This window comes from Rhodococcus sp. P1Y, assembly GCF_003641205.1.
In the GTDB taxonomy this organism is placed as follows: domain Bacteria; phylum Actinomycetota; class Actinomycetes; order Mycobacteriales; family Mycobacteriaceae; genus Rhodococcoides.
Genome location: NZ_CP032762.1, coordinates 5,614,915 through 5,635,330 on the forward strand (window position 1 = coordinate 5,614,915; position 20,416 = coordinate 5,635,330).

19 protein-coding genes, 1 pseudogene and 1 riboswitch are annotated in these 20,416 nt (G+C 64.2%); of the genes and pseudogenes, 6 read left to right on the forward strand and 14 right to left on the reverse strand.

Annotated features, from left to right (window positions below; genetic code table 11):
- Positions 1 to 110: 110 nt before the first annotated feature.
- The gene (locus D8W71_RS26010) at positions 111 to 434 is read right to left on the reverse strand and encodes a GNAT family N-acetyltransferase (protein WP_121117901.1); all 324 of its coding nucleotides are present in this window, start codon (positions 432 to 434) and stop codon (positions 111 to 113) included.
- A 266-nt stretch (positions 435 to 700) separates the two neighbouring features.
- Between D8W71_RS26010 and thiD the strand changes: the two genes are divergently transcribed.
- A complete protein-coding gene (gene thiD / locus D8W71_RS26015; protein ID WP_121119942.1) occupies positions 701 to 1,540 on the forward strand; it encodes a bifunctional hydroxymethylpyrimidine kinase/phosphomethylpyrimidine kinase in 840 nt (279 codons plus the stop codon).
- Here the strand turns inward: thiD and D8W71_RS26020 are convergent.
- The 7 genes and pseudogenes from D8W71_RS26020 to thiO all read right to left on the reverse strand — a co-directional run bounded on the left by D8W71_RS26020 (position 1,517) and on the right by thiO (position 7,729).
- Positions 1,517 to 2,322 (reverse strand): annotated as a pseudogene (locus D8W71_RS26020) (adenylate/guanylate cyclase domain-containing protein). The gene thiD and the pseudogene D8W71_RS26020 overlap by 24 nt on opposite strands.
- Positions 2,323 to 2,353: 31 nt before the next feature.
- Positions 2,354 to 3,844, reverse strand: a complete 1,491-nt coding sequence (locus D8W71_RS26025; protein ID WP_121117903.1) for a M28 family peptidase — start codon at positions 3,842 to 3,844, stop codon at positions 2,354 to 2,356.
- 24 nt (positions 3,845 to 3,868) lie between these two features.
- Positions 3,869 to 4,639 (reverse strand): ABC transporter permease, encoded by a 771-nt coding sequence (locus D8W71_RS26030; protein WP_121117905.1) that lies wholly within the window; start codon positions 4,637 to 4,639, stop codon positions 3,869 to 3,871.
- A complete protein-coding gene (locus D8W71_RS26035) occupies positions 4,639 to 5,583 on the reverse strand; it encodes an ATP-binding cassette domain-containing protein (RefSeq protein WP_121117907.1) in 945 nt (314 codons plus the stop codon). The genes D8W71_RS26030 and D8W71_RS26035 overlap by 1 nt, the downstream gene beginning before the upstream one ends.
- A gap of 82 nt (positions 5,584 to 5,665) precedes the next feature.
- Positions 5,666 to 6,418, reverse strand: a complete 753-nt coding sequence (locus D8W71_RS26040) for a thiazole synthase (protein ID WP_121119944.1) — start codon at positions 6,416 to 6,418, stop codon at positions 5,666 to 5,668.
- A gap of 61 nt (positions 6,419 to 6,479) precedes the next feature.
- On the reverse strand, positions 6,480 to 6,677 hold the full coding sequence (gene thiS / locus D8W71_RS26045; protein ID WP_121117909.1) for a sulfur carrier protein ThiS: 198 nt from the start codon (positions 6,675 to 6,677) through the stop codon (positions 6,480 to 6,482).
- Positions 6,674 to 7,729: a glycine oxidase ThiO gene (thiO, locus tag D8W71_RS26050; protein ID WP_121119946.1), complete on the reverse strand. Its 1,056-nt coding sequence runs from the start codon at positions 7,727 to 7,729 to the stop codon at positions 6,674 to 6,676. Before thiO ends, thiS begins: the two co-directional genes overlap by 4 nt.
- Positions 7,730 to 7,842: riboswitch (TPP riboswitch) on the reverse strand. It abuts the gene before it with no gap.
- A gap of 26 nt (positions 7,843 to 7,868) precedes the next feature.
- Here thiO and thiE point away from each other — a divergent pair.
- A complete protein-coding gene (gene thiE / locus D8W71_RS26055) occupies positions 7,869 to 8,564 on the forward strand; it encodes a thiamine phosphate synthase (RefSeq protein ID WP_121117911.1) in 696 nt (231 codons plus the stop codon).
- Here thiE and D8W71_RS26060 read toward each other — a convergent pair.
- The gene (locus tag D8W71_RS26060; RefSeq protein WP_121117913.1) at positions 8,561 to 9,400 is read right to left on the reverse strand and encodes an NUDIX hydrolase; all 840 of its coding nucleotides are present in this window, start codon (positions 9,398 to 9,400) and stop codon (positions 8,561 to 8,563) included. The genes thiE and D8W71_RS26060 overlap by 4 nt on opposite strands.
- A 184-nt stretch (positions 9,401 to 9,584) precedes the next feature.
- Here D8W71_RS26060 and D8W71_RS26065 point away from each other — a divergent pair, with 184 nt between their 5' ends.
- The 3 genes from D8W71_RS26065 to D8W71_RS26075 are packed head-to-tail and all read left to right on the forward strand — an operon-like array spanning position 9,585 to position 14,256.
- Positions 9,585 to 10,835: a hypothetical protein gene (locus D8W71_RS26065; protein WP_236077615.1), complete on the forward strand. Its 1,251-nt coding sequence runs from the start codon at positions 9,585 to 9,587 to the stop codon at positions 10,833 to 10,835.
- Positions 10,832 to 11,815: a transporter substrate-binding domain-containing protein gene (locus D8W71_RS26070; protein WP_121117915.1), complete on the forward strand. Its 984-nt coding sequence runs from the start codon at positions 10,832 to 10,834 to the stop codon at positions 11,813 to 11,815. Before D8W71_RS26065 ends, D8W71_RS26070 begins: the two co-directional genes overlap by 4 nt.
- The gene (locus tag D8W71_RS26075; RefSeq protein ID WP_442971999.1) at positions 11,812 to 14,256 is read left to right on the forward strand and encodes a tetratricopeptide repeat protein; all 2,445 of its coding nucleotides are present in this window, start codon (positions 11,812 to 11,814) and stop codon (positions 14,254 to 14,256) included. The genes D8W71_RS26070 and D8W71_RS26075 overlap by 4 nt, the downstream gene beginning before the upstream one ends.
- On the opposite strand, the gene D8W71_RS26080 is transcribed toward D8W71_RS26075, so the two are convergent.
- Both D8W71_RS26080 and pta read right to left on the reverse strand, forming a co-directional pair.
- Entirely contained in the window at positions 14,241 to 15,425 is a 1,185-nt protein-coding gene (locus tag D8W71_RS26080; protein ID WP_121117917.1) for an acetate kinase, read from the reverse strand. The two genes, D8W71_RS26075 and D8W71_RS26080, sit on opposite strands and share 16 nt — an antisense overlap.
- Positions 15,422 to 17,497, reverse strand: coding sequence for a phosphate acetyltransferase (gene pta, locus D8W71_RS26085; RefSeq protein WP_121117919.1), 2,076 nt, complete (start codon positions 17,495 to 17,497; stop codon positions 15,422 to 15,424). Before pta ends, D8W71_RS26080 begins: the two co-directional genes overlap by 4 nt.
- A gap of 60 nt (positions 17,498 to 17,557) precedes the next feature.
- On the opposite strand from pta, the gene D8W71_RS26090 reads away from it, so the two are divergent.
- Entirely contained in the window at positions 17,558 to 18,067 is a 510-nt protein-coding gene (locus D8W71_RS26090) for a nitroreductase/quinone reductase family protein (protein WP_121117921.1), read from the forward strand.
- Between the two features lie 155 nt (positions 18,068 to 18,222).
- Here the strand turns inward: D8W71_RS26090 and fgd are convergent, their stop codons facing one another.
- From fgd to D8W71_RS26105, 3 genes are all read right to left on the reverse strand, one after another.
- Positions 18,223 to 19,236 (reverse strand): glucose-6-phosphate dehydrogenase (coenzyme-F420), encoded by a 1,014-nt coding sequence (gene fgd, locus D8W71_RS26095; RefSeq protein WP_121117923.1) that lies wholly within the window; start codon positions 19,234 to 19,236, stop codon positions 18,223 to 18,225.
- Positions 19,237 to 19,299: 63 nt separating this feature from the next.
- Positions 19,300 to 19,644 carry a YidH family protein gene (locus D8W71_RS26100; RefSeq protein ID WP_121117925.1) on the reverse strand — a complete coding sequence of 115 codons (345 nt, stop codon included), beginning with the start codon at positions 19,642 to 19,644 and terminating at the stop codon, positions 19,300 to 19,302.
- 55 nt (positions 19,645 to 19,699) lie between these two features.
- Entirely contained in the window at positions 19,700 to 20,389 is a 690-nt protein-coding gene (locus D8W71_RS26105; protein ID WP_121117927.1) for a GNAT family N-acetyltransferase, read from the reverse strand.
- Between the last annotated feature and the right edge of the window lie 27 nt (positions 20,390 to 20,416).

Sequence of the window (20,416 nt, forward strand, 5' to 3'; positions counted from 1 at the left end):
CATCGTCGCGGCGGCGACCAGTCCTGTCTCGCGACCGAGATTTCGGATAGCAATTCGACGCAGCGCCGAGTTGCAACCGTTACGTCAGGGATCGTGAAAGTGGGAGATCTTCAGAGTGGGACGACGACGTCCGAATACTCTGGATTGGCGGAAACGAACCGCTGCACGTAGGTACAGACCGGCTTCACCTTCCATCCATACGACCGAGCACTGTCCAGTGATCTGCGGACGAGAATTGCCGCGAGGCCTTGATGCCCGAAATCCTCGGTGACGACGGTGTGCATGAACGACACAACATGGGTTCGACTGCGCTTGGTGGTGGACTCGACTTCGAAGTAGCCGACGATTCCTACCAGATCACCGTTGAGCCTCAACTCGAAGCGGTTCTGGTCGGTATTGATGGAGACATCTGCACTGGGAGTACTGGCAAGCATGGGTCACCTCCTTTACTTGGATAGATGGTTGGGTGGAGCGTCTGTGATCTTTATGTGACCTGCACCACTATTAAACATGCGATTACTTAGCTTGTCACCCGTTTGTACCAACAAACCTTCGGTTCCGTAGGTCTGCAACCTCGTTGCAACACGCGCGCTGGTAATCGTCATATAGAGCTGCGATCAGTGTTGTGATGCAACAACATTCATGCCGATCCACGCATCTGTCGCTGCGAGTTACATCGCTGCCGGTACTGTCACTCATCGTGAAGTTCCTACCGCTGACCCCCAACGGCGCGACGCCCGTCCGCGCACTCACCATCGCCGGCACCGATTCCGGTGGTGGCGCGGGCATTCAAGCCGACAGTCGCACCATGGCACTGTGCGGGGTCCATGCCTGCGTCGCCGTCGCGGCGGTCACCGTGCAGAACACCGTCGGAGTCAGCGGCTTTCACGAGATCCCACCCAGCGTGGTGGCCGATCAGATTCGAGTGGTCGCAAGCGACATCGGCGTCAGCGCCGCCAAGACCGGCATGCTCGCGTCGACCCAGATCATCGAGGCGGTGACGGCAGTGTGCACCGAGGTCGGCATCGGTCGGAACGGATCGATCCCGCTCGTCGTCGACCCGGTGTGCGCGTCGATGCACGGCGACCCTCTCCTGCACGAGGAAGCACTCGGTGCCGTCAGGAACACGCTTTTCCCTATCGCGACTCTCGTGACACCCAATCTCGACGAGATCCGCCTCATCACCGGCATCGACGTCGTCGACGACGCCACCGCGCATGCCGCGGCCGAGGCCCTGCATTCTCTCGGCGCGCAGTGGTCGCTGGTGAAAGGCGGGCACCTGAGGACATCGGACAAGAGCACGGACATTCTGTTCGACGGTGACAAGTTCCTGGAGTTCTCCAGCCCTCGGATCGACACCGGCAACGATCACGGCGGCGGAGACACGCTCGCGGCCGCCATCGCGTGCGCGCTGGCCAACGGTTACTCGGTTCCGGACGCCGTCGCATTCGGCAAGGAGTGGGTCACCGCATGCCTGGCAGCGTCCTACGACCTGGGCGCGGGACACGGGCCGGTGTCACCTCTGTGGAGACTGCACTAGCCGCAGAATCTTCAAGTCCTCCGGGACACCGTTGAGCTTCGGGGCGAAGAAGCCGCGTCGATAAGGCCTCGCCGCGAGCCCGAGTTCCTCGAGGGTACCTGCGGGAAGTGCGTCGAACGCGACCTGCGACATCATGAGGTTGCCGTTGCCGCCGGTCTGCATGACCCTCGCCGCAACGGTGACGTCGACGCCGAGCCAGTCCGAACCGATCTGACGTGGGCTACCGGTGTGAATGCCGACTCGCATCGTCGGCGTGTATCCGTCGACGTCCACGAATGCGAGTGCCTCGCGCGCGGCCACCGCGGCTGTGAGCGCCTGGTCGGGCCGATAGAAGACCGCCATGACGCCATCACCCAGACGTTTGACGACATGGCCGCCGTTCGCCGCCACGGCAGGCTCGACAGCCTTGGACACCTTGCGCAGCAGTGTCAGAGTGTCGGTGTCTCCTGCCACGAGGGACCACGACGAGAATCCCACGAGGTCGGTGAACACAATCGTGACGTCGCGTTCACCGCGGCCGCGTCCGGTTCGTTCCAACACCGCCTGCCACAGCTGTAGTGCACCGAGACCGACCTCGCGCGACGCGCCTGGTTCGTCGTCGAGGAACCTGTCGGCCGCGCGGGCAACCGCCAACGCCGATCCCGAGCCGGCCATCGACAGCGGATCGCCGAACGTCGGGTCGCCGGGGAGGATCCGCCGCACCGCCGTACGACGTCGACCACCGCCGGGCTGCGGTTGACACCGCGCACCCATCGGAGGGTCGACGCCACGTACGGGTTCATGAAAACGAGCGTAACCGACGGTTACACACAACTACTGTTCCGCTCGTGCAGCCTCGCGCGCAGGACCGACGGGCACGCCGTTCGGCCCCTCGACCGACTGGGCATAGGTACCGATTCCGAACCCGATCGCCGATGCGTTCTTCGCGAGCGCTTCGCGGTCGACGTTGGCCAAAGTGTCCTCGGCCGTGTGGTAGTTCTCGTCGAACGTCTCACCGGCGGTGCCGCCCCACTTCTCGGCCTGCGCAGGTGTCTTCTCCTCGTCGGCCCCGCTGAACACCCCACCCGCGGGAATTCCGACCTCGATGAACGGGCCGTAGTCGGACCGTCCGTCGAAGTCGGTGCCGTCGGCAGCGATGCCCTCCTCACCGAGACGTTCGACGAAGACACGCTCGATGGCGTCGGACCCCGTGGGACCTGCAGGCTCACCCACCTTGTCGGAGTCGTCACCGTCGTAGGCGAGGTAACCGGCGTTGTGCGAGCCGATCATGTCGAAGTTCAGGTAGAGCGCGATGTTGGCCTTGTCCTCGTCGCTCAGTCCTTCGACGTACTTCGTGGATCCGACGAGTCCGAGCTCCTCGGCTCCCCAGAACGTGAACCGGACGGCGTTGGTGACCTCGGGTTCGGCGCCGAGTTGCAGCGCAGACTCCAGAACGGCCGCGGTGCCGGTGCCGTTGTCGTTGATGCCGGGCCCTTCGGGAACGCTGTCCAGGTGCGCACCTGCAACGACGACGTTGGAGGTGTCACCCGTCTTGGTCTGCGCAATGATGTTGCGGCTCTTGGTCGTAGTAGTTTCGGTGTCGAGCGTCAACGTCAGTTCGGGCGCTGCCGCAACCGCGGCGCCGTCTTCCTGACTCACGCCCCCGGTGGGGATTCTGGCGATGTCCGCGCCGCCCAGAGTGGAACCGTCGAGTGGCCCTGGCTGATTGTTGACGACGACTACCGCGACCGCTCCGAGATCTGCTGCCACGGTCTGCTTTGCACCGAACGGGCAGGACCCACGGTTCACCACGACGATGGAACCGGTGAGGTCGAGGCCTGCGTAATCCGTTGCCTCGCAACCGGGTGTCTCGTCGGCGGGTGCTACGACCACGCGAGCGGTGATGCCGTCTTCGGGCGTGGACGGCGAATACTGCAATGCCGCAACCGAGAACTGCTGCTCACCAGCGGACAGCAACTGGGTGTCGGCGGTGAATTGGTCGAAGTCGAACTCGGGTGTCTCCACGTCGAATCCGGCTGCCTCCAACTTGCCCTTGACGTAGTCGACGCTGGCATCGTATCCGGGAGTTCCTGCGGCTCTGTTTCCGTCGTTCTCCGACGCAATTCGTTCGAGTTCCTCGAGGTGACCTACGACGGCGTCCTCGGTGATGGCGTCGGCCAGCGAAGGCCCGTCGGGCGTCGCAATCGGGGTGGGAACGGAACTGGCCGGCTGCTCCGGCTCCTCGGAATTGTCCGAAGAAGTGGAGCAACCGGCCAGAACGAGAGCGCCGACTGCGAGACTTGCAAGTAGGTTCATCCGTCGCATGCAAGCACCCTAGCGGCACTTACGTCATGCGTCTCGACGATTGACCACCAGCACCGCTGCGCCGAAGACGACCGCGGTGAAAGCGATGAAGTAGATCAAGCTGCCGATCGGGCCCCAGTGGAAGTCGATGCCCCCACCCGCACCGAGGAAGTGGTTGGCGTTCTGGAAGGGCAGGAACGGCTGAATCTTCTCGCCGACCTTCGGGATGATTCCCACAAGGTTCTCCAGCAGCAACGGCCACAGCAGGAGCACTGCGATCGCGCCTGCCGACTGACGCAGCAACGCACCGACGCCAACAGCGAGGACGATCTGCAGGAAGGCCAGAATCGCCGTTCCGTAGATCACGCGCCACGTGCCGTCGACGTCGAAGCTCAAGAGCGCGCCTGCTTCTTCTCCGGCAAGGGCTTTCGCCAGATAGAACGCACCGAAGGCGAGGACGAGCGACAGGACTGCTCCGTACACGCCCACGATCAGCGCTTTCGCACCGAGCACGGACGCCCGATTCGTGACGGCCTGGAAGGTCGTACGAATCAAACCGAAGCGGTATTCGCTGGTCACGGTCAGCGCGGCGAGGATCATCAGGACCATGATCCCGAAACCACCGACACCGCTTCCCACCACATCGTAAGCAGTGGTCGGGGGAATCTCACCCATGTTGTCGGCGTCGGTAGCAAGCTTGGCGGCGAGGCCGAGCAATGCGCCGAAGCCGAGGCCGAGGACCACGACGATGGCGCTGCACCACCAAGGTGACTTCGTGGTGGTGAACTTGATTCGTTCTGCTGCCAATACACCCATCAGAGTGCACCTCCCATGGAATCGGCTCCTGCGCCGTGATACTGAACGTCCTCACCGGTGAGCTTCATGAATGCTTCTTCCAAAGACCCACGTTGCGATGACAATTCGTGAAGTATGATTCCTGCCCTACCGGCGATGTCGCCGATCGTGTCGGTCGTGGAATTGACCACGACCAACGAGGGCAGGAGTTCTTTCCCTGCGTCCGGATCACGAACTGTGAGTCCGGCCGAGGTCAACGCGCTGCGCAAGGCATCGAGTTGCGGACTGCGCACGCGCACCGACGCTTCCGATGCATTGTCGATGAACGTCTGGACGGGCGTGTCCGAGATGAGCTTGCCTCGTCCGATGACGATGAGATGCTCTGCCGTCTGGGCCATTTCGGACAGGAGGTGGCTCGACACGAGAACCGTCCGGCCTTCGGCAGCCAAGCGCTGCATGAACTTTCGAATCCAGACGATCCCCTCCGGATCGAGTCCGTTGACCGGCTCGTCGAACAGCAGCACCTTCGGGTCACCGAGCAGTGCGCCGGCCAAACCGAGACGCTGCGACATTCCCAGTGAGAAGCCGCCGGCATTCTTCTTCGCGACCTCGCTGAGGCCGACCAACCGAAGCACCTCGTCGACACGCGACTTCGGAATTCCGTTGGATGCGGCCATCCACTCGAGATGCGCGCGCGCCGAGCGATTCGGGTGCACCCACTTGGCGTCGAGAAGCGCGCCGACGGTACGCAGTGGCTGCTTGAGTTGGCTGTAGGGCTTGCCTTCGATCAGGGCGTGCCCGCTGGTGGGGCGGTCCAATCCGAGGATCATCCGCATGGTCGTCGACTTGCCTGCCCCGTTGGGTCCGAGGAAGCCGGTCACGATCCCTGGTTTGACGGTGAAGGTGAGGTCTTCGACTGCCTTCACCGCTCCGTACTGCTTGGTCAGTCCCGCTACTTCGATCATGGCACTTACTGTGCATCACCGAGGTAGGCGAGCACATCGCTCTCGAGTCTCGACCTTCGTCATCCTTTCGGATGACGGGCGCTTACATCGGAGAACTGGCCTGCGCCCAGAATCGCTTGGGGATTCGCCCGGCACGGCGGGCCTGAAACCCCGCCGAGACCGCGTGCCGCATCGCCGACGCCATGAGCGCCGGATCCTTGGCGCGTGTGACTGCCGTAGCGAGCAGGACTGCATCGCAACCCAATTCCATCGCGAGGGCGGCGTCGCTCGCGGTCCCGATACCCGCGTCGAGGATCACGGGCACCCCTGCCGCGTCGACGATCATCTCGATATTGTGCGGATTGGAAATGCCGAGACCGGTTCCGATGGGTGCGCCGAGCGGCATGACGGCGACACATCCGATGTCTTCGAGCCTGCGGGCAAGCACCGGATCGTCGGTGGTGTACGGCAGAACGTTGAAACCGTCGTCGACGAGTTGTTCTGCTGCCTTGACCAATTCGATGGCGTCGGGCAGGAGGGTCCGTTCGTCGGCGATCACTTCGAGCTTGACCCAGTCCGTTTCGAGGGCCTCGCGACCCAGCTGAGCGGTCAGCACTGCTTCGGCTGCGCCGCGACAACCAGCGGTGTTCGGCAGTGGCGCAATGTTCAGCTTTCGCAGCAGCTCGAGCACACCGGTGCCGCCGCCTGCGTCGACGCGTCGCATCGCGACGGTGGTCAACTCGGTCCCCGACGCGACGAGCGCCTCTTCGAGTACAGCCAGGTTGGCCGCTCCCCCGGTGCCCATGATGAGGCGGGAGTCGAAAGTCTTGTCCGCAATTCTCAACACGTCAGCCACCTCAGGAGTGGAGCCTGCGGAACGACCCTCGTCGGTGGGAGTGGAGCCCGCGGAACGACCCCTATCCACCCTGCACCGCCGTGAGAACTTCGATGTTCCAGCCCTTTTCGACGGTGGTCAAGTCCCATCGGCTCTTCGGCAGCACTGTGCCGTCGACGGCGACGGCGATGCCCTTGTCCGGCATGGAGAGCTGGGTCAGCAACTGACGCATCGTCAGCCCCTCGGAGAGGGCGTGGTCTTCGCCGTTGACAGTGATCATTCTTGCCTACCTTTTCTGGGGAACCGGGCTGGATCGGCGGCCTTTGCCTCGGGGAGTGTGTCGCCGGCGAGTAGCGCCGAGACAGCGTCTGCGGTGATGGGCGTCAACAGGATTCCGTTGCGTCCGTGTCCTGATGCGACGATCACGCGGTCGGAGATGCGACCGATGACGGGGAGTCCGTCCGGGCTCATCGGGCGTAGTCCGGCAGCGGCCTCGTACAGTTCGTATTCGCCGATGCTCGGCATCAGTCGTTCGGCGTCGGCGATGAGGTCGCGGACGCCTGCGACGGTCACCTGCGTGTCCTGGCCGGATTCGTATTGCGTTGCTCCGACCACGAGCCCATCGCCGCGGGGAACCAGGTAGATGGGCCGGCCGTGGACGCTGCCGCGGATGGTGCGCGTGGGTGCCTCCCCTGCACTCGGTCGTCGGCGAAGCCTGAGGATCTCGCCCTTCACGGCGCGAACAGGCACGGAAGGGAGCAGTGTCGCAGTCTGTGCGCCCGACGCGACGACAATCTGGTCGGCGTCGAGCGAATCGAGATCGGCGACGGTATCGGCAACGAACTCCACACCGTCGGCAGCCTGAAGCAGGGCAGTGATCAGAGCCCGATTGTCGACGGCGGATTCGGTGGGCGCGAGCAGCCCGAGGCGGATGTTCTGCGCCAACGACGGTTCGAGTTCCCGGATCTGTGCGCGGCCGAGAATCTCGAGCTCGTGACCTTGCTGTCCGACGAATTCTGCGATGGTCCGCAGATCTGCGGCATCGGCCGAATCCAGTGCGACGGTCAACGATCCTGATGCGGAGAAGACGTCGACTCCCAAGCTGCGTGCGAACTCGGGCCACCGTGCGAGGGACTGTGCACCGAGCGCGAGCAGGTCGTGTTCGCCGGGCCACCCTTCCGACAGCGGTGCGAGCATGCCGCCGGCTACCCACGACGCACCCGACCCGACGGACGGGTCGTACAGGGTGACCGTCCACCCGTCACGCACTGCGCGCGCCGCAACGGCAAGACCGATGACGCCGCCACCCACGACGGCAAGCGTTGTCGACATTTCCTGACCCACCTCACTCCCTGCGCCGGCATGATCCGGTTCAGGTATTGACGGTAAGGACGGGCGTGTCCACTCTCAGCCCCGCGTACCCCAGGACTCCCGTGTCGTTACGAACTGATCACAGACTACCGTTTGCATCGTGCATCCCACTCAGAGCTCCCGAAATCAATCGGCACGCGAGCGTTTGGCATCTGCTCGCCTGTATCTGTGCACCGACGCTCGCCGTGAGCACGGTGACCTCGCGCAGTTCGCCGAGGCCGCCCTGTCCGGCGGAGTCGACATCATTCAGCTCCGCGACAAGAACTCCGCCGGTGAGCGTGAACACGGCCCGCTCGAGGCCAAGGACGAGATCGCCGCGCTGGCCATCCTGTCGGCCGCGACCAGGCGCCACGGTGCATTGCTCGCCGTCAACGACAGGGCCGACCTGGCTTTGGCGTCGGGCGCAGATGTCCTGCATCTGGGCCAGGGCGATCTACCCGTTCACTACGCCCGCCAGATCCTCGGGCCCGACGTGGTCATCGGACGGTCGACGCAGAACCGAAGCCAGGCCAGCCTTGCGGCCATCGAGGACGGCGTCGACTATTTCGCGACGGGACCGGTGTGGGCAACTCCCACCAAGCCGAACCGAAAGGCGGCCGGTCTCGACCTTCTACGCAGCACCGCGGAGTCGGCACCTTCGCGGCCCTGGTTCGCGATCGGCGGCATCGATGCAGACAACGTCGACGAGGTTCTCGCCGCGGGCGCCGACCGGATCGTCGTGGTCCGCGCCATCACTGCAGCCCGCGACCCGCAGGCTGCCGCGCAGGAACTCGCCGAGAAGCTCAGACGGAGCTAGTCGAGCCAGGCCAGTACGGTCGATGGTGACAGCACCTGAACGGCTGTCGGCAGTCGTTGGCGCAGCCCACGATCGGCGGTGACGAGCGCGGTCAACGCGTCGCCGTCGTGTGCGCGTCGGGCAAGCTCGTCGTCACCGCTGCCGGCCGCATGAAAGACCGGGATGCGCGTGTCCTCGAACTGCGCGGCTCTGGCGTCACCCTCGAGCACCGCTTCGATCGAGTCGAGCCAGCCGAAACTGCCGTCGGGCAGTTCCACCGTCCTCGGCAACACCTCGGCCAGCGAGGTCAGCAATTCACCGGTCGCTCCGCTTCGGTCCCGCCACCAACCGTTCGGCCGCGATCCGAGGACGTTCGCCGTGTCGAGGAGCACTCGAAGCGGTGTAGCGCGCAGCTCGGGCCAGCTGGCAGCGAACCCCGGGTGCAGAGGCAACAGGTCGACCGAGTCCTCGGGCACCCATCGCAATTCGGTGCTTTCGCCGTTGGGGGTCGTGGCGAGTTGGTGATCGGCGTCGGCGACGACTGTCGTGTACGACCACCCGCTCGCAACTCGGGCGGTGACCTTCTCGCCCCGGACCTGCAACCGCTCCGAACCGATGCCCGCTTCCTCGTCCGCTTCGCGGACAGCCGCGTCGACGCTGCTCTCGTGCGAATCTCGTGCACCACCCGGCAGCGCCCACGTTCCACCCTGATGGCTCCACAGTGCTCGGTGCTGCAGCAGCACCGTCGGCTCACCGCCAGGCGAGGGCGCACGAAGCAATAGACCAGCGGCGCCGTGCTTTCCCCAGTGCCGTGTCCCGTTCTCGCCGATTACCCACCCGTCACCGTCGCCGCGCATACTGCCCTACCTTAGGCGAGAGCTGCCGTCCCGGGGATTGCGCCGCCGGGAAGCGCTCGGGCGATAATTCCGCGCCGAGTGTCGGCGTCGCCGCACGCGCTCCGGTCGCAGAACTTATATGCTCGAACCTGTGAATGTGGTCGGCACTACACCCACTGCTGCCGTACCTCCCACGACAGCAGCTATGGCTTCGGAAAGCGACTCGCGGCGAGAGCTACGACGCCTTGCGCGGTCGACGCCGGTGCGCATGATCACCCTCGGGTTGCTCCTCGTTCTCGTCTCGGTCTCCACCGGTTTCATCACCTCGCAGGCCGTGACCGACCGCGCCTACACTCTCGATTCCCTGCTCGTCCGAACCGAGCCGCTGGCCAACTCGGCGCAGAATCTGTACGGCGCGCTGTCAGTCGCCGATGCGGCAGCCTCGACGGCATTCATCGCGGGCGGTCTGGAGCCGCAGGAGGTCCGCGACCGGTACGCGCAGGCAATCGGAGAAGCCGGCACGGAACTCATTCGCGCATCCAACGGTCTGGGGGAGAACGACGACGAAGCACGTACCGTCCTCACCGAGATCAGCGCAGCTTTCCCGGTCTACACAGGATTGGTCGAGACCGCGAGGTCGAACAATCGAAGCGGTAACCCGGTGGGTTCTTCGTATCTGGGCGAGGCTTCGACGCTGATGCAGACTTCGCTGCTGCCCAGAGCCGAGCGGCTCTACACCGAGCAGGCGTCACGCGTATCCACCGATCAGGAACGGTTCGTCAACCCTCCGGTGTTCGCGATCGCGTTGATCGTGCTGACACTGGCACTGCTGGTTCTGGCTCAGATCTATCTCTCCCGCCGAACGCACCGCACCCTCAATTGGGGATTCCTGACGGCGTCGGCGTTGGTGACGGTGTTGCTCGGCTGGATGCTGGTGGCCGGCCTGATTTCGGCGTCGGCGACCCATCGCGCCCTCGACCGCGGTGTCGCGCCTCTCCAGGAACTGACGACCGGGTTCATCTTCGCGCAGCAAGCTCGCTCCGACGAAACGCTCAATTTGGTTCAGCGCGGCAGCAGACGTGAATACAACGCCGAATTCACCGAGAAGACAAACCAACTCGGAAATCTGTTCGACGATAATGCGGCGATGACCGACTCGCTCTCGAAGTGGCGCATTGCCCACGACCGAATCGACGACGCCTTGACCGTCGGCGATTTCAACACCGCGGTCACCATCGCGACCGGCAGTGGAGTTGCCGATTCCGCCTTTCAGTTCAAGTCTCTCGACGACATGCTCATCGGTGGTATCGAGGACGCTCGTTCCGAACTCCGTGGCAACGTCGAGCGTGCCAAAACCTCGCTCACCGGAGTGTCTTCCGGCGCAATAGTTCTCACCGTCGCCGCGGCAGCGGCGGTCACGGGAGGTCTCATACCGAGGTTGCGTGAATACTTGTGAACAGGCTTCTGTCACTTCTCGCCCTGATCCTCGTCGGGTTACTCGTCACGAGTTGTGTTTCGCCCGAGCCGTTGCCGCCCGAACCGGACGTCAGCTACACCGAACCACCACTCCCCGACGGCGCAGGACCGCCCACCGACGCACCCGACCCAGCCACCCCGGACGCGCAGTGCGCGAGGCCGACCGCCAGTCTCCGTCCCACGCCTGCGGGACTCGCAGCCGAGAACACCCCTCCCACGCCGACGATCGACGCGATCAAGGCTCGCGGGCGCCTCACCGTCGGTCTCGACACGGGCAGCAATCTCTTCAGTTTCCGCGACCCGATGACGGGGAAACTCGTCGGCTTCGACGTGGACATCGCCCGCGAGATCGCCCGGGACCTGCTCGGCGACCCGGAGTTGGTCGACTTCCGCATCCTGACCTCTGCCGAACGCATCGAGGCTCTCCAGAATTCGACGGTAGACGTAGTGGTCAAGACGATGACCATCACCTGCGCCCGCAAGGAGCAGGTCGCGTTCTCCACGGTGTACTTCCAGGCGCAACACCGAGTTCTGGCCGTGCGCGGATCGGGCATCAACGGCGTCGCCGATCTAGCGAACCGGCGCGTGTGCGCCGTCGACGGCACCACGTCGCTACGCAGATTGCAGCGGATCGTCCCGGCCGCCCAGATCATCACGGCCGCAATGTGGTCCGACTGCCTCGTGGTGTTGCAGCAGCGACAGGTCGACGCCATCAGCACCGACGACACCATCCTGGCAGGCCTCGCCGCGCAGGACCCGTACCTCCAGCTGGTCGGCGACAGCCTCAGTCCGGAGCCGTACGGTGTCGGCATCAAGAAGGAGAGTGAGGATTTGGTTCGTTTCGTCAACGGAACTCTCGAACGAATCCGCCGCGACGGTACCTGGAACCGCTTCTACAACCGTTGGCTCACCGTGCTCGGTAGTTCGCCGGGTGCTCCCTTCCCCCAGTACGTGGATTGAGCGAAGACATGAGCACGCGCGATCCCGAAAACCCGACCGGTCCTTCCACCGCTCCTTCCCAGTTCACCGAAGCTTCCGAACGTACCCAAGCCGTCAGTCGCACCGAGGCTGTGGACCGCACCGAGGCTGGGGAACGCACTGAGGCTGTGGAACGTACACAGGCAACTCCGCGTCCGCCGACGTCCGATGCCACCGCGGCCGTGGACAGAACCCCGGCTGCCGACAGAACCCAGGCCGTCGACAGAACCCAAGCCACGGTCTCTCCTGTTCGTTCGTCACGGACCTCGGGACGCACGCGGTCGAGTCGATCGCATCGCACCGACCCCAGACGTCGGCTCGGTGCCGGTTTGGTGGAGATTCCGCGCGTGGACCCTGTCGATCCGGCGACGGCCGTCATGTCGGATCCCACTGTGCCGCAGCGAAAGCGGTTCTGTTGGAAGTGCAATTCCCCGGTGGGCAGAAGCACGGACGACGAGCCGGACAAACCGTCGGGAATCTGCCCTCATTGCGGATCCCGGTACGACTTCACCCCGCTGCTCGAGCCGGGCGATCTGGTGGTCGGGCAGTACGAGGTCCAAGGGTGCATCGCACACGGCGGTCTCGGCTGGATCTACCTTGCGATCGACCGCAACGTCAGCGACCGCTGGGTGGTTCTGAAGGGGCTGTTGCACTTCGGCGACGACGAAGCGCACGCGGTTGCCGTCGCCGAGCGTCAGTTCCTGGCCGAGGTAGCGCATCCGGGCGTCGTGAAGATCTACAACTTCGTCGAGCAGCCGCGCACCGACGGCACCAAGATCGGTTTCATCGTCATGGAGTACGTCGGTGGCCGCTCGCTACGTGACATCCTCTCCGCGCGCCCCGACGGCACCCGCATGCCGGTCGAGCAGGCTATCGCCTACGTCCTCGAAGTGCTGCCCGCGCTGGCGTATCTGCACTCGATCGGACTGGTGTACAACGATCTCAAGCCAGAGAACATCATGGTCACAAACGACCAGATCAAACTGATCGACCTCGGAGCGGTCGCCGGCATCGAGGACTACGGATACCTCTACGGCACAGCGGGTTACCAGGCCCCCGAGATCGTCGAGACCGGTCCGACGGTGGCGTCGGACATCTACACCGCGGGACGAACTCTGGCTGTCCTCACTCTCGACATGCCGTCGACGAAGGGAAAGTACGACCTCGGCATCCCGTCGACCGCGGACCACGAAATTCTGCAGAAGTATCCGTCGTTCAAGCGGCTTCTCGAACGGGCGACCAACCCAGATCCGGCGCAACGATTTTCCTCCGCAGAGGTGCTGGCAAGTCAGTCGACGGGTGTGCTCCGCGAAATTCTCGCGCTGCAGACCGGAAGCGAACGCCCCGGCCTATCCACAGCGTTCAGCCCTCCGCGCACCACATTCGGCACAGAGGAGTCGGTGGGGCGAACCGACACGTACGTCGACGGCAAGATCCGCGGCGATCGAATCAGCGCTCGCGAAGTCGTGTCGGCGCTGCCGGTACCGTTGGTGGATCCGCTCGACCCGAGCGCACCGCTGCTGGCAGCCGCCGTACACAGCGAACCTCAGCAGACTTTGGACTCCCTCGCGCACGCGCGGCGCAACGGAATCGAGCGGTTTGCCGACGGCTCCCCCGGCGGCCTGGAGATCACGTTGGCCGAAGTGAAAGCGCACATCGACCTCGGGGATGCCGGAACCGCGGAATCCGTTCTGAAGCAGGTGATCACGGACGGCCCCGATCCGTGGCGAGTCGAGTGGTACTCCGGACTACTCGACCTGCTGAAGGGCGAATACTCCGACGCCTCCGCGCATTTCGAGAAGGTTCTCGACGCCATGCCTGGCGAACTGGCCCCGAAAATCGCTCTCGCCGCGAGCGCCGAGCTCATCATGGAGGGAACCCACCGGCTCGACACCGACGACCGCGAGAAGTGGCGCGAATGCGCGGAGTCGTACTACCTGTCGGTGTGGCGAACCAACCGTGCAGTGGTCAGTTCGGCGTTCGGGTTGGCTCGGCAGATGATGTACCGCAGCGACCCGGCTGCCGCCGTTGCCATCCTCGACCAAGTTCCGATCAGCTCCCGCCACTATGCCGTCGCACGTATGACGAGTGTGCTGACGCTACTGATGGATCGCCCGGCACCGGACCTGGAAGAAGACGACTTCCGCGAGGCCGCCCGGAGAGTGGCGATGCTGCCTCGTCGCGAACCACGCGCTCTTCAGATGCGCACGCTCGTACTGGCGATGGCAATGGACTGGGTACGGTCCGGGCACGCAGTCGAAGCCGAGCGCGAACCCATCCTGGGCGCACCGTTCACCGAGAACGGTCTACGCACCGGAACCGAGATCGGACTTCGCGCCCTGGCACGTAACGCAACCGACCGAGCCCACCGGTACACGCTCGTCGATCTCGCCAACGCCATCAGGCCTCAGTCGATGTTCTGAGCGACCGTCTCCGCCGCCCGCGCTATCGCGAGCTCCTCGTTGGTGGGAACGACGAGTACCGTCACTGTCGACGAGTCGGCCGAGATGGCCCGTATATCTTTGCTGCGCAGGGCATTACGGTCGGCATCGATCTCGATCCCGAAGCCTTCCAGGTTCGCCAGCGCGTCAGCACGCACCCCTGTCGAGTTCTCCCCCACGCCTGCCGTGAAGGCGATGACGTCGAGTCTGCCCAAGGCCAGCATGTACGCCCCGATGTATTTCCGAAGGCGATGAATGTAGACGTCGTACGCCAGTTGCGCGTCGGCGTCACCGTCGTCGATCCTCTGCCCGAGCACGCGAAAGTCGTTGACCCCGGCAAGCCCTTTCAGACCGGAACGGCGGTTGAGCAACTCGTCGATCTCGTCGACGTCCATGCCTGCACTACGACGCAGGTGCATGACGACACCTGGATCGATGTCTCCGCTTCGAGTCCCCATGACGAGACCTTCGAGCGGCGTGAGCCCCATCGAGGTGTCGATGGGGTCGCCGGCTCGAATGGCCGACGCCGACGCCCCGTTCCCGAGGTGCAGGACGATCTGATTCAGATCCGCGCGGCCGAAGAACTGCGCGACCTGCTGCGAGACGTATTCGTGCGAGGTTCCGTGGAAGCCGTAGCGCCGGATACCGTGAGCCTGCGCTACGTCGCGGTCGATGGCGTACGTCTTCGCTGCGTCGGGCAGGCCGTGGAAGAACGCGGTGTCGAACACAGCGACGTGGGGGACGTCGGGAAGCTGGTGACGCGCCACCTCGATTCCCAACACGTTGGGCGGATTGTGCAGCGGGGCAAGCTCACTGAGGTCCGCTATCTTCTTCAGAACGTCGTCGTCGATCAGCGTCGGCCGAAAGAAGACCTCACCTCCGTGCACCACGCGGTGGCCGACGGCGGTGACCTCGGAACCGAGTTCGACGCCCGCGTCGCGCAGCATCTCGAATGCCGCCGACAGACCCGCGCCGTGGTCGGCTATTTCCCGGCGCTTCTCTGTCTCCTCACCGCGAAACTCGAGGACGATCCGGCCTTCCGGTTCACCGATCTGCTCGACGAGGCCCGAGGCGAGCGACTCTCCGCTCGATGGTTCCACCAGTTGGAACTTGACCGACGACGAGCCGGAATTGACTACGAGAACACTCATTCGCCCAGCCCCTGTGCCTGAATCGCCGTGATGGCAACGGTGTTGACGATGTCCTCGACCAAGGCGCCGCGGGAGAGGTCGTTCACAGGTTTGCGAAGGCCCTGCAAGACCGGACCGACAGCAACAGCGCCTGCGCTTCGCTGCACTGCCTTGTAGGTGTTGTTGCCCGTGTTGAGGTCGGGAAAGATGAAGACTGTCGCGCGCCCTGCCACCTCGGAATCGGGAAGCTTCGACTTGGCAACCGATGGCTCGATGGCGGCGTCGTACTGAATAGGTCCTTCCACCAACAACTCCGGGTTGCGTTCTCGAACGAGCTTGGTAGCGGCGCGGACCTTGTCGACATCGGCCCCGCTGCCGGAGTCACCCGTCGAGTAGGACAGCATTGCCACTCTCGGTTCGATCCCGAACTGCTCGGAGGTCACAGCGGACGAGATGGCGATATCGGCGAGCTGCTCGGCACTGGGGTCCGGCACGATAGCGCAATCACCGTAGGCGAGAACACGATCGGACAGGCACATGAGGAAGATACTGGAGACAGTCTCGACACCGTCGGCCGTTTTGATGATCTCGAAGGACGGGCGGATCGTGTGCGCAGTCGTGTGCGCAGCACCAGACACCATACCGTCGGCAATCCCCTTGTAGACCATCATGGTTCCGAAGTAGGAGATGTCGGTCATGATCTCGCGGGCCCGTTCGATGCGCATACCCTTGTGCTTGCGCAGTTCGGTGTACTCGGCGGCGAAGTCTTCTGCATGCTCCGACGTCTTCGGGTCGAGAACCTGCGCTTCACCGAGGTCTACGCCGAGCTCGGCCGCGCGCCTACGGATCGGACCCTCCTCGCCGAGGATCGTCAGCTTCGCGACCTGCCGTTGAAGCAAGCGACCTGCGGCCCTGAGGATGCGATCGTCTCCGCCTTCGGGCAACACGATGTGCTTCTGGTTGGCCCGAGCACGGTGGATGAGCTGGTATTCGAACATCTGCGGCGTCGTGATGGACGGGATGGCGAGTTCGAGCCTGCTGAGCAGGGTCTTGGCGTCCACGCGTTGTTCCATCAGGCTCAGCGCCGTATCGACCTTCCGTTGGGAACCTACGGCAACGCGCCCACGGGCCTTTGCCGCGGCCGATGCGGTGTCGAAGGTTCCGAGATCCGTCGTGAGGATCGGGAGCCGCGGACCGAGTCCGGCGACGAGCCGTGCGATGGCCGGGTGCGGCTCGATGCCGCCATTCATGATGATGCCGGCGAGCGACGGAAATCCCTCTGCCTCATGGGCATTGACGAGGGCGAGAAGTACGTCCGACCGGTCCGCGGGAGCGATGACGACGACGCCTTCGGTGAGGCGCTCGAGAATATGCTCAGCCGTCATTCCGCCGACCATGACGCGAAGTGCCTCGCGCTGCATCAGTTCCGCGTCACCGCTGTACATCTCGCCGTTCACGGCCTCGAGCAGTTCGGCCATGGTCGGGGCGATCAGCAGCGGAATCTCGGGCAAGCTCCACGCGGGAACGCCGAGTGGTTCGAGCGCTGCGGTGATCTCGTCGAGCTTGTCCGGGTCGCACCGATTCGCGACGATGGCGGCGAGATGCGCGTGGTGCTGGCGAAGTTCGGCCTGACACAGCTGGCCGAGCTGGACGATCTCGTCCGTCGACCTCTCCGATCCACGAAGCGCGAGTAGAACGGGAGCGCCGAGGTTGGCGGCGACGCGCGCGTTGAAGCTCAGCTCGCTCGGACTACCGACGTCGGTGAAATCACTGCCGACGATGACGACGGCATCACATTGAGCTGCGACGTCGTGGAACCTCGAGACAATCTCGCTCAGCGCCGCTTCGGGATCCGAATGGACCTCCTCGTACGTGACGCCGAGCGACTGTTCGTACGACAGATCAGCCGTCGTGTGGTCGATGAGCAGTTCGAGAATGTAGTCGGTCTCCGTCGTCGACCTTGCGATGGGACGAAACACCCCGACGCGAGCCGCCGACGCGCACAGCATCTGCAGTACGCCGAGGGCGATGGTCGATTTACCGGTGTCGCCCTCGGGGGAGGCGATGTAGATGCTCGACGCTGGTTCGGCCATGTCCGCCAGCGTAGCGGGTCCACAGTTGACACGAGGTGACCCGCGGGAGTCAGATCGGTCATGGCCGAATCACCGTTTCCAGACGTCCGCTGGGGTAGCGAAACCAGCATCATGCGAAAGCCGGCGATCGCGTTCGCGGCGACGAAGCCAGGGTCCTGGGTGATCCGAAATCTCGCGGGTGTCGACCGCAGGTTGCTGGAGCGCACGAACGGCAGATTCACCATCCTCGGACCCATCGCCGCGCCGGTGGTCTTGCTGACCACTACCGGCCGCAAGTCCGGCGAACCACGAACGTCGCCGCTGCTGTACTACCGGGAGGGGGCGCAGTTGTTCGTCGTCGGCAGCAACTTCGGCCAACAGCACCACCCGGCCTGGACGTCCAACCTCCTCGCGGACCCGCACGCCACCGTCGCCATCGGGGGTAAGAAAATTTCAGTGACCGCCGCGCTCGTCGAAGGTCCCGAGAAGGCACGCATCTACGACGCGTTCAACTCCATGATCCGGGTGTACGGGGAGTACAAGAACCGGACCGACCGGGAGATGCGGTTGTTTGCGTTGTCGGCGGAGTAGACCCGTGATCGCTTGAATGGTCCATTCATACGACCAGATAGCTAGGGCGTGCCATTCAAGCGGACGTCGCGCGGTGGACCCACCGCTTGAATGGTTCCATTCATACGAGCAGAACGTATGAATGGACCATTCAAGCGATACGGGATGCAGCCGAACTACCCCAACTTGCGGAGCCGAGGAGCCAGATCGCGCTCGAAGAGTTCGAGGAACCGCTTCTGATCGTGCCCGGGCGCGTGGAAGACGAGGTGGTTCAGGCCCGCGTCGGTGTACTGCTTGACCTTTTCGACGGCCTCGTCGGGGTCCGAGGCGACGATCCAGCGCTTGGCGACCTGCTCGATCGGCAGTTCGTCGGCAGCTTTCTCCATTTCGATTGGGTCCTCGATGGAGTGCTTCTGCTCCGGCGTCAGTGACAGCGGCGCCCAGAAGCGAGTGTTCTCGAGAGCCAGGTCGGGATCGGTGTCGTAACTGATCTTGATCTCGATCATCTTGTCGATCTCGCCGGCGTCACGTTCTGCCTTGCCCGCACCCTCTTCGACGGCAGGTAGCAGTTTGTCGGTGTAGAGCTCCATGCCCTTGCCCGAGGTGCAGATGAAGCCGTCTCCCGCACGCCCGGCGTACCGCGCGACGACGGGTCCGCCTGCTGCGATGTAGACGGGGATGCCGCCGTCGGGAACGTCGTAGATCGATGCGCCCTTGGTGGTGTAGTAATCGCCTTCGAAGTCGACGCGGTCACCGAGCCACAGTTCACGCATCAGCCGAACCGATTCACGGAGCCGCGCGAATCGCTCCTTGAAGTCCGGCCACTCGCCCTTGTAGCCGGTGGCGATCTCGTTGAGGGCCTCACCGGTACCCACGCCGAGCATGATGCGTCCGGGGTAGAGGCACCCCATCGTCGCGAATGCCTGCGCGATCACCGACGGGTTGTAGCGGAACGTCGGCGTCAGGACCGATGTGCCGAGTTGGATCGTTTCGGTCCGCTCCCCGACGGCTGTCATCCACGCGAGGGAGAACGGAGCATGCCCGCCTTCGTGACGCCACGGCTGGAAGTGGTCGCTGACCGTCGCCGAATCCATTCCGTGCTGCTCCGCGAGAACACCCAGTTCGACGAGCTCCCGCGGCCCGAACTGCTCTGCCGACGCCTTGTATCCAAGTTTCAAAGCCTGTGCCACGCGCTACTCCCTCGTCGAAACTCACTGGTACCTCGATTGTGCACTCCCGGCGGAGGCACCGGACTACTGGATACCCAGCACGGTCACCACTGCAGCCAGGACAGCGATCGCACCGATCCCGACTGCGAAGATCCACAGCTCTTTCGCTTCGGGCATAGGTGCTCCCGATTCCAACGCCCGCCGCACCTGTAGCCAGCGACGCAGCCCGACCATCGCGGCGGAGGCCGCCATCAGGATCAGAACGAGCCCAAGCGTCGTCCTGACCCATCCGGTGCTGAAGTCCGGTACGAGGTGCACGACGGCGATACCACCGGCGAGCAAACCGAGTGAGGTGCGCATCCACGCCAGGAACGTTCGTTCGCTGGCCAGGGTGAAGCGTTCGTCGGGTCGAGACGGATCGGAAGTCACGACTCCATCATGCAGTCAGCACCTACAGAGTGTTCTGCGACGCCGGTGCAGGGCGCTAGGCGGGCGTGCGCACGAGAGTCAGTTGCGAGCGCTGACGGATCTCGAAGCCGATCGAAAGGTACAGCCGGATGGCGTTCTCGTTGGCCGCCGACGCATGAAGGAACGGCTTCTCTCCACGTTCGCGAATGCCGTGACCCACTGCGCGCACCAGATCGGTCGCGAGGCCTCGCCCGCGATACGCGGGATCTGTACAGACGGCACTGATCTCGGTCCATCCCGTCGGGTGCATCCGCTCCCCCGCCATCGCAATGAGCGCACCCTCGTCCCTGAGACCGAGGTAGGTTCCGAGCTCGAAGGTGCGCGGCAGAAACGGTCCAGGCTGAGTGCGTGCGACGAGATCGAGCATCTCCGGAACGTCGGTTGCTCCGAGCCGAAGTGCGCCCGCAAGCGGCCTGGTCTCGAGGTGAGTTCCGACGAGTTGGACGAGCCCGAACTGGTCGACCAGGCCCCATCCCGCCGGCAACCGATGCCCGACGCCTCGCAGCGAGACGATGTCGCCCGGACCGAAGAGTTGCGCGATGTCCGCCCAGTCGCTGTCCTCGATGACCGGCGGGTGGCCGAGGAACGGCGCGACCTCGGGGTCGAACCGAAAGCTCCGGCCGATGCTGCGCGCGAATTTTGCATGTTCGCCGAGCAACGACGACCTGATCGGGTCGTCGAGCGGATGGTCGTACTCGATCGTCATCGGGTCTCCACTACCTCCAGAACCTGC

Coding starts and splice junctions, on each gene's coding strand:
- thiO (WP_121119946.1), bottom strand. CDS start 7,729: ATGTCGACAACGCTTGCCGTCGTGGGTGGCGGCGTCATCGGTCTTGCC.
- D8W71_RS26025 (WP_121117903.1), bottom strand. CDS start 3,844: ATGCGACGGATGAACCTACTTGCAAGTCTCGCAGTCGGCGCTCTCGTT.
- D8W71_RS26010 (WP_121117901.1), bottom strand. CDS start 434: ATGCTTGCCAGTACTCCCAGTGCAGATGTCTCCATCAATACCGACCAG.
- D8W71_RS26060 (WP_121117913.1), bottom strand. CDS start 9,400: ATGCGCGGCGACGGTGACGGGTGGGTAATCGGCGAGAACGGGACACGG.
- D8W71_RS26035 (WP_121117907.1), bottom strand. CDS start 5,583: ATGATCGAAGTAGCGGGACTGACCAAGCAGTACGGAGCGGTGAAGGCA.
- pta (WP_121117919.1), bottom strand. CDS start 17,497: ATGGCCGAACCAGCGTCGAGCATCTACATCGCCTCCCCCGAGGGCGAC.
- D8W71_RS26090 (WP_121117921.1), top strand. CDS start 17,558: ATGGCCGAATCACCGTTTCCAGACGTCCGCTGGGGTAGCGAAACCAGC.
- D8W71_RS26065 (WP_236077615.1), top strand. CDS start 9,585: ATGGCTTCGGAAAGCGACTCGCGGCGAGAGCTACGACGCCTTGCGCGG.
- D8W71_RS26030 (WP_121117905.1), bottom strand. CDS start 4,639: ATGGGTGTATTGGCAGCAGAACGAATCAAGTTCACCACCACGAAGTCA.
- D8W71_RS26105 (WP_121117927.1), bottom strand. CDS start 20,389: ATGACGATCGAGTACGACCATCCGCTCGACGACCCGATCAGGTCGTCG.
- thiS (WP_121117909.1), bottom strand. CDS start 6,677: ATGATCACTGTCAACGGCGAAGACCACGCCCTCTCCGAGGGGCTGACG.
- D8W71_RS26080 (WP_121117917.1), bottom strand. CDS start 15,425: ATGAGTGTTCTCGTAGTCAATTCCGGCTCGTCGTCGGTCAAGTTCCAA.